Source organism: Erythrobacter sp. NE805, assembly GCF_046452355.1.
Classification (GTDB): Bacteria; Pseudomonadota; Alphaproteobacteria; order Sphingomonadales; family Sphingomonadaceae; genus Erythrobacter.
In genome coordinates, this window is sequence record NZ_JBKFDI010000001.1 from 339,581 (window position 1) to 350,359 (window position 10,779).

General features: G+C 68.2%; 6 protein-coding genes. 5 read left to right on the top strand and 1 reads right to left on the bottom strand.

Annotation, left to right across the window (positions count from 1 at the left end; all coding sequences use genetic code 11):
- Nucleotides 1–23: 23 nt before the first annotated feature.
- A complete protein-coding gene (clpB, locus tag ACLBKU_RS01620; RefSeq protein WP_410177783.1) occupies nucleotides 24–2,600 on the bottom strand; it encodes an ATP-dependent chaperone ClpB in 2,577 nt (858 codons plus the stop codon).
- A 218-nt stretch (nucleotides 2,601–2,818) separates the two neighbouring features.
- Between clpB and ACLBKU_RS01625 the strand changes: the two genes are divergently transcribed.
- From ACLBKU_RS01625 to ACLBKU_RS01645, 5 genes are all read left to right on the top strand, one after another.
- Complete coding sequence (locus tag ACLBKU_RS01625; protein WP_410177784.1) at nucleotides 2,819–5,041, top strand: acylase; 2,223 nt, start codon at nucleotides 2,819–2,821, stop codon at nucleotides 5,039–5,041.
- Between the two features lie 45 nt (nucleotides 5,042–5,086).
- On the top strand, nucleotides 5,087–7,954 hold the full coding sequence (locus ACLBKU_RS01630; RefSeq protein ID WP_410177785.1) for a M16 family metallopeptidase: 2,868 nt from the start codon (nucleotides 5,087–5,089) through the stop codon (nucleotides 7,952–7,954).
- 120 nt (nucleotides 7,955–8,074) lie between these two features.
- Nucleotides 8,075–8,374 (top strand): hypothetical protein, encoded by a 300-nt coding sequence (locus ACLBKU_RS01635; RefSeq protein WP_410177786.1) that lies wholly within the window; start codon nucleotides 8,075–8,077, stop codon nucleotides 8,372–8,374.
- 135 nt (nucleotides 8,375–8,509) lie between these two features.
- Entirely contained in the window at nucleotides 8,510–8,944 is a 435-nt protein-coding gene (locus ACLBKU_RS01640) for an META domain-containing protein (protein WP_410177787.1), read from the top strand.
- Between the two features lie 134 nt (nucleotides 8,945–9,078).
- On the top strand, nucleotides 9,079–10,749 hold the full coding sequence (locus ACLBKU_RS01645; protein ID WP_410177788.1) for an MFS transporter: 1,671 nt from the start codon (nucleotides 9,079–9,081) through the stop codon (nucleotides 10,747–10,749).
- Nucleotides 10,750–10,779: the final 30 nt, after the last annotated feature.

The window sequence follows — 10,779 nt, forward strand, 5'->3', positions numbered from 1 at the left end:
CGCCTCACACGGTCGTTCGGGGCTCAGGCGACCGACATTGCCAGCGCCCCGTCACCCTCGTCGATCCTGAGGGTGCTGCCGTCGGGCAGACGCCCCTCGAGCAGCATCTCGGCAAGCGGGTCTTGAAGATAGCGCTGCACCGCGCGCTTCAGCGGCCTTGCGCCATAGACCGGGTCATAGCCCACCCGCCCGAGCCAGCGCAGCGCCGCATCGGTGAGGTCGAGCCTGATCTTGCGGTCGGCGAGCAGCTTCTGCACCCGGCCGACCTGGATTTCGACGATCGGCGCCATGTGCTCCTGCCCGAGGCGGTGGAACAGGATGATCTCGTCGAGGCGGTTGAGGAACTCGGGCCGGAAGTGGGCGCGGACCACGTCCATGACGTCCTTCTCGACCGAGGCCACCTCTGCCCCGTCGGGGAGGTTCGCAAGGTACTGGCTGCCGAGGTTGCTGGTCAGGATGATCAGCGTGTTGGCGAAGTCCACCACGCGGCCCTGCCCGTCGGTCAGGCGGCCATCGTCGAGCACCTGGAGCAGCACGTTGAAGACGTCCTGGTGCGCCTTTTCGACCTCGTCGAACAGCACCACCTGATAAGGCCGGCGGCGCACCGCCTCGGTCAGCACCCCGCCCTCCTCGTAGCCGACATAGCCCGGAGGCGCGCCGATCAGGCGGGCGACGGCGTGCTTCTCCATGAATTCGCTCATGTCGATGCGGACCATCGCGCTGTCGTCGTCGAACAGGAAGCCGGCGAGCGCCTTGGTGAGCTCGGTCTTGCCGACACCCGTGGGGCCGAGGAACAGGAACGAGCCCAGCGGCCGCCCCGGGTCCTGGAGACCTGCGCGCGCGCGGCGGACGGCCTTGGAGACCGCCTCGATCGCCTGCGACTGGCCGATGACGCGCTTGCCGAGAATTTGCTCCATCTGGAGGAGCTTCTCGCGCTCGCCCTCCATCATCTTGTCGACCGGAACGCCCGTCCAGCGGCTGACGACCCCGGCGATGTCCTCCTCGGTCACCTCCTCGCGCAGCATCGCATTGGCGGCCTGACCCTGCGCTTCGGCGAGCTGCTTCTCGAGCTCGGGGATGCGCCCGTAGGACAGCTCCCCCGCCTTGGCGAGATCGCCCTCGCGCTGGGCCTGCTCAAGCTCCAGTCGCGCGGCGTCAAGCGCTTCCTTGATGCGCCCTTCGGCAGCGATCTTGTCGCGCTCGTTCTGCCAGCGGGTGGTGAGCTCGGCCGATTGCTGTTCGAGATTGGCAAGATCCTCGCGCAGGGCGACCAAGCGGTCCTTCGAGTTCTGGTCGGTCTCCTTCTGGAGCGCCTGTTCCTCGATCTTCAATTGGATGATCCGCCGGTCGAGGCCCTCGATCTCCTCGGGCTTGCTCTCCACCTCCATGCGGATGCGCGAGGCGGCCTCGTCCATCAGGTCGATGGCCTTGTCGGGCAGGAAGCGGTTCTGGATGTAGCGGTCGGACAGCTTCGCCGCGGCGACGATCGCGCCGTCGGTGATGCGCACGCCGTGGTGGAGCTCGTACTTGTCCTTGATGCCGCGCAGGATCGAGATGGTGTCCTCGACCGTCGGCTCCTGAATGTAGACCGGCTGGAAGCGCCGCTGGAGCGCGGGGTCCTTCTCGACGTATTTCTGGTACTCGTCGAGCGTGGTCGCGCCGATGCAGTGGAGTTCGCCACGCGACAGGGCAGGCTTCAGGAGGTTCGAGGCATCCATCGAGCCTTCCGAGGCACCCGCCCCGATCAGGGTGTGCATTTCATCAATGAAAAGAATGATCTGCCCCTCGGCGTGCTTGACCTCGTCGAGCACCGACTTCAGCCGCTCCTCGAACTCGCCGCGATATTTCGCCCCGGCGATCAGCGCGCCCATGTCGAGGCTCATGAGGGTGCGGCCCTTGAGGCTGTCGGGGACGTCGCCGTTGGCAATGCGCAGGGCCAATCCTTCGGCAATCGCGGTCTTGCCGGTGCCGGGCTCGCCGATCAGCGCGGGGTTGTTCTTGGTCCGCCGCGCGAGGATCTGGATGGTGCGGCGGATTTCCTCGTCGCGGCCGATCACCGGATCGAGCTTGCCCTCGCGCGCCGCCTTGGTGAGGTCGCGGGCGAATTTCTGCATCGCGTCGTAGGTGCTCTCGGCGCCCGCGGAATCGGCTTTTTTGCCGCCTCTGAGCTGTTCGATGGCGGTATTGAGGGCCTGTGGGGTGACCTTCGCGGCGGCTAGAGCCTGGCTGGCAGGGGTCTGGACGAGGGTAAGCGCGGTCAAGAGACGCTCTACGGTGACGTAGGAATCCCCTGCCTTCTCGGCGAGCTGCTCGGCCTGATCGAGCACCCGGACGGCATCGTTGTCGAGGCCCGGCGTGGCCTGTGCGCCCGAGCCGGTCACCGCCGGGATCTTCGACAGGCCGGCGTCCACCGCGGTCGCGGCGAGCGGCGCCTGCCCGCCCGCGCGCTGGATCAGCCCGGCGGCCATGCCCTCGCTGTCCTCGAGCAGCGCCTTGGCGATGTGCAGCGGGGTGATGCGCTGGTGGTTCATGCGGATCGCGACCGTCTGCGCGGCTTGCAGGAAGCCCTTTGCCCGGTCGGTGAACTTCTCGAGATTCATCGGTTCCAACCCCTCCAATGGTTGCCGCATCCAAGTAGTGTTGCAGATTGGCAACACAAGCCCCACCCCGCCGAAATTCTGTGCCCGAGGTGTATTAGCCGACTAGGTGGGTTCCTTCGCGCTGCAAGGCAAGAGGGTCCTTGCAGGCGGGCTCGCGGCTTGACCTCGCCCGCCGCCCGCGCGATGACGCGCCCAAGGGACGAGAGAGAGATTTCCGCATGATCTGGGTGAAGCGCGGCGCGATTGCGCTGCTGGGGGTGCTCGTGCTGGCCGTGGCGGCGCTCGCGAACTGGGAGCCGTTCTTCGCGCGAACCGCCGCGGGCGCACCGGGCGGAACCTACCGCGCCGAGATCATCCGCGACGAATGGGGCGTCCCGCACATCTCGGGCAGGACCGACGCCGACACGGCCTTCGGCGTCGCCATCGCCCATGCCGAGGACGACTTCTTCACCCTCCAGGATACGGTCGCGATGAGCCGCGGGCGCTATGGCGCGATCGCCGGCGAGGAGGGGGCGAAGGTCGACTACGTCTACCACCTGATCGACGCGCGCGGCACAGCGGAGCGCGAATATCCCAAGCTCCCCGCAAGGACCCGCGCGGTCTACGAGGCCTATGCCGCGGGTCTAAACCAATACGCCGAGGACCACCCGGGCGAGGTCAAGCTCGCGAACCTGTTCCCCATCGACGGCACCGACATCGCCACCGGCTTCGCGCTGCGCCAGCCGTTCTTCTTCGGCCTCGACAGCGTGATCGGACCGCTCGTGGCGGGCGAGCTGCTGCGCCGCGAGCATGGGCCCGACATTCCCGGCTTCCCGCGCCCGCCGCTCGAAGGCGCCGCGCCGGTAGGCGAGCCTACTCCCGCGCCTGCGGCAAAGCAGGCGCGCGCGCGGGTGCTGCCGACCGGCGAAGAGGCGGAGCACCTCGGCTCCAACGCCTTCGCGGTCGCGCCCGCCAAGGGCGGCGGGACGACCACGCTGATCTCCAACTCGCACCAGCCCTACCGCGGCGGCGTCGCCTGGTACGAACTGGTGATCGAGAGCGGCGAGGGCTGGCACCTCGCCGGATCGACCTTCCCCGGCGTGCCCTTCCCGGTGATGGGGCACAACGAGCATCTCGGCTGGACCAACACGGTCAACACCCCCGACATGATCGACATCTACAAGCTCGAGCTCGACGCGAGCGGCACGCGCTACCGGCTCGACGGCAAGTGGATGCCGCTCGAGAGCAGGACGGTGATCCTCCCGGTCAAGGTGGGCCCGCTCGTCCTGCCGATCCGCCGCGAGGTGCTGCGTTCGGTGCACGGCCCGGTGATCCGCAACAAGGACGGCGCCTTCGCGGTGCGCTACGGCGGGATCGGCAAGCTCGGCCAGCTCGATGCCTATTACCACCTCGGCAAGGCCAAGAGCTTCGCCGAATGGGAGGCGCAGATCGCGCGGCTTGCGATCCCCTCGACCAACTTCGTCTATGCCGACGAGACCGGCACGATCGCCTACATCTACAACGCCGCGATCCCCAACCGGCCGCAGGACGTGAAAGCCGACTGGCGCTCGGTGCTCCCCGGCGACCGGTCGGACCTGATCTGGCAGGGCGCGGTGCCCTATGCCGCGATCCCCAGGATCGTGAACCCGGCGAGCGGGTGGGTCTACAACTCCAACAACACCCCCTTCACCGCCGCGGGCAAGGGCAGCGACCTCGATCCGGCGAGCTTCTCGCCGGTGCTAGGGATCGAATTGAAGCAGACCAACCGCTCGCGGCGCGCCTACGCGCTGCTCTCGGCCAGCGGCACGCTCGACCGCGCGGCGCTCGAAAAGATCAAGTACGACACCGGCTATGCCCGCGAGGGCTATGTCGCGCGGCTGTGGGACGAACTTGGGCGCATGAAGGCGGACGGCGAGCTGGCGAAGGCGCGCGACCTGCTGCTCGGCTGGGACTTCACCGCCGACGGCAAGGGCCCCGCCGATGCCCTCGCGATGCTGGTGATCCGCGACTTCATGGCGGCCGACTATTCGAACAAGCCCTTCCCCGACGTGCCCGAGAAGCTGCAAGCCGCAGCCGATCACCTGATGACCCATTTCGGCCGCCTCGACCCGCCGCTCGGCGAGCTGGTGCGCCTGCGGCAGGGCACGGTCGACCTGCCGATGGACGGCGGCTCGGACACCCTGCGCGCGGCGACCACCTGGGACGTCGATCCCGACGGGCGGCTCAACATGAAGCACGGCGACAGCTTCATCATGTGGGTGGAATGGACGCCCGGCCAACGGGTTGTCTCGCGCTCGATCCAGCCTTTCGGCGCCGCCACGACCCGGCCGCGCAGTCCGCATTACACCGACCAGATGAAGCTGTTCGTCGAACACCGGCTGAAGCCCGTGCACTTCTGGCGCGATGATCTGCTGGCGAAAGCCAGCAAGCCGCGCAGGACCATCGTCACCAACGCGCGCTGAGCCGCGAATTCCTTCGCTCGATCCCACTCACCGGAGCCATCCTTCATGACTAATCGTTTCGCCGCTGCCAGTCTCTCGGCCCTCGCGCTCGCGCTGGCTGCACCCTTCTCCCCGGCGCTCGCCGAGGCCAAGCCCGCCCCCGCCGCCAAGGCCGACGCGCCCGCGGGCCCGCAGGCGACCGCCGACCTCCCCTCGCTGGTGAAGCAGGTGCAGATCCCCTATCAGGAGTTCAAGCTGGCGAACGGCCTCACCGTGCTCGTCCACGAGGACCGCAAGGCGCCGGTCGTGGGCGTCGCGGTGTGGTACAATGTCGGCTCGAAGGACGAACCCAAGGGCAAGACCGGCTTCGCGCACCTCTTCGAGCACCTGATGTTCAACGGCTCGGAAAACGCGCCGCAGGACTACTTCCAGTACCTCGCCGAAATGGGCGCGACCGACTACAACGGCACGACCTGGTTCGACCGCACCAACTACTTCCAGACCGTCCCCCGCCCCGCATTGGAGCGCGCGCTGTGGCTCGAGAGCGACCGCATGGGCTACCTGCTCGGCGCGGTGACGCAGGAGAAGCTCGATAACCAGCGCGGCGTGGTGCAGAACGAGAAGCGCCAGGGCGACAACGAGCCGGGCGGGCTCGTCTATTACGACGTCCTCGCCACGCTCTTCCCCGAAGGCCATCCCTACCACCACGACACGATCGGCTCGATGGCCGACCTCGATTCGGCCTCGATGGCCGACGTCCAGGCATGGTTCCGGGAGAACTACGGCCCCAACAACGCGACCCTCGTGCTCGCTGGCGACATCTCCGCGGCCGAAGCGAAGCCGCTGGTCGAGAAGTATTTCGGCACGATCGCGGCAGGTCCGGTGAACGATCCGGCGCAGGCCGCCGTCCCGACCTTGCCCGCGCCGGTGCGCAAGACCTTCAAGGACCAGGTCGCCGCCACCAGCGTGACCCGCTACTGGCCGGTCGAGGGCATCACCGGCAAGGACCGCATCGCGCTCGACGTCGGCGCCTCGATCCTCGGCGGGCTCTCCTCGAGCCGGCTCGACGAGAAGCTGGTGCGCAACGATCCCATCGCGGTCAATGTCTCGGCGGGCAACTCGACCTTCCAGCGCATCGGCATCCTCAGCGTCAGCGCGACCCTCGCCCCCGGCGGGGATCTTGCCGCGCTCGAGAGCCGCATGGACGCCGAGGTCCAGCGCCTCATCTCCGAAGGCCCGACCGAGGACGAGGTGCGCCGCGCAGTGACGAGCTATCTCGCCCGCACGATCCGCGGGCTCGAGCAGGTCGGCGGCTTCACCGGCAAGGCCCAGACCCTCGCCGAGGGCAAGGTGCTGGCCGGCAACCCCGCCTTCTACGCCAAGGAGTTCGAGACGCTCGCCAGCCTCAAGCCGGCGGACATCAAGGCGGCGATGGCGCGGTGGATGACCCGTCCGGCGATGACCGTGGTGCTCGAACCGGGCGCGCGCGACGCGAGCTACGAGGAAGCCGCCTCGGTCGGCGGGGCGGACGAAAACGCCTCCGAGCGCGACCGGGTTGCCGAGACGATCAAGGTCAGCCTCGAGCGTCCCAAGCCGGCGATCGGCGGCGAGGCCAAGCTCGACTTCCCGGCGATCGAGCGCGCCACTTTGGCGAACGGCATGAAGGTCACCTACGCCCGTCGCACTGCCGTGCCGGCGACCTACGTTACGATGAGCTTCGACGCCGGCGGCGCCTCCGATCCGGCCGCTAAGGCGGGGCTCTCCGGCCTCGCGCTCGCCCTGTTCGACGAGGGCACCGCCACGCTCACGTCGCAGCAGATCGCCGAGGCGAGCGAGCGGCTGGGCGCGACGATCTCGGCCGGGAACAGCGACGACCGTTCGACCTTCACGCTCTCGGCGCTGACCGCCAACCTCGCTCCTTCGCTCGACCTGATGCGCCAGGTGATGCGCGAGCCCGCCTTCAACCCCGACGACCTCGAGCGCGTCCGCGCCCAGACGCTGACCGGCATCCGCCAGTCGATGAAGTCGCCGCAGGGCATCGCCCAGCGCACCCTCACGCCCGAGCTGTTCGGCACCAGCCCCTATGGAGGGGTGAGCACCGTCCAGAGCGTCGGAGGCATCACCCGCGACGACCTCGTCGGCTTCAAGGACCGCTGGATCCGCCCCGACAACGGCGAGGTCTTCGTGATCTCCGACAAGCCGCTCGCCGAGGTGGTCGCCGCGCTCAACGCCGCCTTCGGCGACTGGCAGGCGCCGAGCGCGCCCAAGGGCGCCAAGCAGTTCGCCGCCAACCCGGCCGCGAAGGGCAACCGCATCATCCTGGTGAACCGCCCCAACTCGCCGCAGAGCGTCATCACCGGGGCGCAGATCACGCCCCTCAAGGCGGGCGATCCGGCCTTCATCGCCTTCAACGCCGCCAACAATTCGCTCGGCGGCAACTTCCTCGCGCGGCTCAACATGAACCTGCGCGAGACCAAGGGCTGGAGCTACGGCGTGCGCGGCGCGACCCAGGCGCGCGAGAAGGCGGTGGTCTATGCAATCTCCGCCCCCGTGCAGGCCGACCGCACCGGGGACTCGCTCGCCGAAATGATCCGCGAGACCAAGGAGTTCCTGACCGTCAAGGGCGTCACCCCCGAGGAGCTCGACCGCAACATCGCCTCGGAAGTCGGCGCGCTGCCGGGCCGCTTCGAGACCTCGCCGGCGGTGCTCGGCGCGATGCAGGGCAATGCGCTCTACGGCCGTCCGGACGACTACCAGGAGAAGCTCGCCGACATCTACCGCGCGCAGACCGCCGCAGGCCTCGACGAGGCCGCGCGCGCGGCGCTCGACACCGACAAGTTCGTCTGGGTGGTGGTCGGCGACGCCAGCAAGGTCCGCGCCCAGCTCGAACCGCTCGGCCTGCCGATCGAACAGCGCGAGATGGAGAGCGAATAAGCGACGCGTCGTCAGCGCGCTTCAGCCGAATTCCGGTTGAAGCGCGCTGACACCCATGTCAATAACGCCGCCGAAGTGCCGGGTCGCCTGAGGTCCGCACACGAACCAAGGGAGTTGGATATGTCTGTTGCAGGTACCTACAAGACCGTCGTCAAGAGCCCGATGGGCGACCAGACCGGCACGCTGACCGTCGTTCCCGACGGCGACACCTTTTCGGGCTCGCTGGTCGGCAGCCTCGGCTCGATGGACATCGCCGGGGGCACGGTAGAGGGCAACACGATCAAGTGGAAGATGAACATGGTCGTGCCGATGCCGATGACCCTCGATTGCGAAGCGACCATCGACGGCGACACGCTGACCGGCTCGGTCAACGCCGGGGCCTTCGGCGCCATGCCGCTGTCGGGCACCCGCGAGGCCTGATCCTTCCCCGCAAGGGGCACAGGGGCCGCCGGAGTTTGCGCTCCGGCGGCCTTTTCGTTGGCGCGCGCCGGATTGCCTGCGTTCAGGATTCGCGCGGTAAATGAGAGGGCTGGTCCGATTGGGGAGATGCCCGCGATGAAGTCCGCCATTCTCGCTGTCGCCGCCACTCTGATGCTGGGAGGCTGCATGACCATTCCCGAGGCCCATCCGCTGACCGGCACCAAGTGGCAGCTGGCGACGATCGACACCCCGGGGAGCACCACTACCCTCACCCCGGCGGTGCAGCGCCGCCACACGATCACCCTCAAGGAAGGCGGCGAGGCGCAGGTGCAGCTCGATTGCAACCGCGGCCGCGCGAGCTGGACCGCGGGCAAGCCCCGCGCAGGGGCCGGACCGATCAGCTTCGGTCCGGTCGCGAGCACCAAGATGCTCTGCCCCCAGCCCTCCTTCGGCGACCAGCTCGCCAAGGGCCTCGGGGAGGCTTCGCGTTACGCCACCACGCTCGACGGGCGGCAGCTGGTGCTCGAGGGCGCCGAACTGCGCCTCACCTTCTCGCCCATCGCCGAGTAGCCGGCCCCCCCACGGCCATCCGACCAAGGTCTAGCTGTTCCCCGGCCCCGATCCGCGCGACTTTGCAATCCTCGACAGGCGCGGCATCATCGAATGCCAGCTCAAGGATCGAGCGCAACAGCGGGAGACGGACTATGGCGACGACCTTTGATGGCGCCCTGCCCAAGCACCACGCGGCGACGGGGACGGAGAAACGCGTCATCCTCGCCTCGTCGCTGGGCACGGTGTTCGAATGGTATGACTTCTACCTCTACGGCCTTCTGGCGACGATCATCTCCTCGCAGTTCTTCTCGGGGGTGAACGAGACCACCGGCTTCATCTTCGCGCTCGCGGCCTTCGCGGCGGGCTTCGCGGTCAGGCCCTTCGGCGCGCTGGTGTTCGGCCGGCTCGGCGACCTCGTCGGGCGCAAGTACACCTTCCTCGTGACGATGGGCCTGATGGGCTTTGCGACCTTCACCGTCGGCGTGCTGCCCTCCTATGCGAGCATCGGGGTCGCGGCGCCGCTGATGCTGGTGCTGCTGCGGCTGGTGCAGGGCCTGGCGCTGGGCGGCGAATACGGGGGCGCAGCGACCTACGTGGCCGAGCACGCGCCCAACGACAAGCGCGGGCTCTACACGAGCTTCATCCAGACCACCGCGACGCTCGGCCTGTTCGCGGCGCTGCTGGTGGTGATCGGGACCCGCACGGCGATCGGCGAGGAGGCCTTCAAGGAATGGGGCTGGCGCGTGCCGTTCCTCGTCTCGGCAGTGCTGCTCGGCGTGTCGATGTGGATCCGGATGCAGCTCCAGGAAAGCCCGGTCTTCCAGAAGATGAAGGAAGAGGGCACCAATTCGAAGGCGCCGATTTCCGAGGCCTTCGGCAACTGGAAGAACGGCCGCTTCGCCCTCGTCGCGCTGCTCGGCGCGGTCGCGGGGCAGGCGGTGGTGTGGTACACGGGCCAATTCTACGCGCTGTTTTTCCTCGAGAAGATGTTGATGGTCGACGGCGCCACCACCAACATCCTGATCGCGACCGCGCTCGCCATCGGCACGCCGTTCTTCGTGGTCTTCGGCTGGCTGTCGGACCGGATCGGACGCAAGAAGATCATCCTTTCCGGCTGCGCGCTGGCGGCGGCGACCTACTTCCCGGCGTTCCACCTGCTGACCGAGGCAGCGAACCCGGCGCTCGCCCATGCCCAGGCCAATGCGCCGGTCAGCGTGATCGTCAACGACGCCGATTGCTCGGTGCAGTTCGACCCCGTCGGCAAGAACAAGTTCGACGCCAAGAGCTGCGACATCGCCAAGTCCTTCCTCGCCAAGGGGGCGGTGAGCTACACCGCGGTCGAGGCGCAGGCGGGCAGCATCGCGCAGATCAAGGTGGGCGCGCAGACCTTCACCGCGCCCGACCCGGCCAAGGTGAGCGGCGAGGAACGCAAGGCGGCGATCACCGCCTTCCAGGACGAGGTCAAGGCGGCGCTGGTCGCGGCGGGCTACCCCGCCAAGGCCGACCCGGCGGCGATCAAGACCCCGGTGGTGATCGCGGTGCTCACCTACCTCGTGCTGCTGGTGACGATGGTCTACGGGCCCATCGCCGCGCTGCTGGTCGAGCTTTTCCCGACCCGCATCCGCTACACCGCGATGAGCCTTCCCTACCACATCGGCAACGGCTGGTTCGGCGGCTTCCTGCCGACCACCGCCTTCGCGATGGTCGCGGCGACCGGGGACATCTACTATGGCCTCTGGTACCCGATCGGGATCTGCGTGCTGACCGTGGTCGTGGGCCTGCTGTTCCTCCCCGAGACGTTCCGGCGCAATATCGACGAGTGACACCGGGAAGGTCGCACGGAGGGGCGGCGC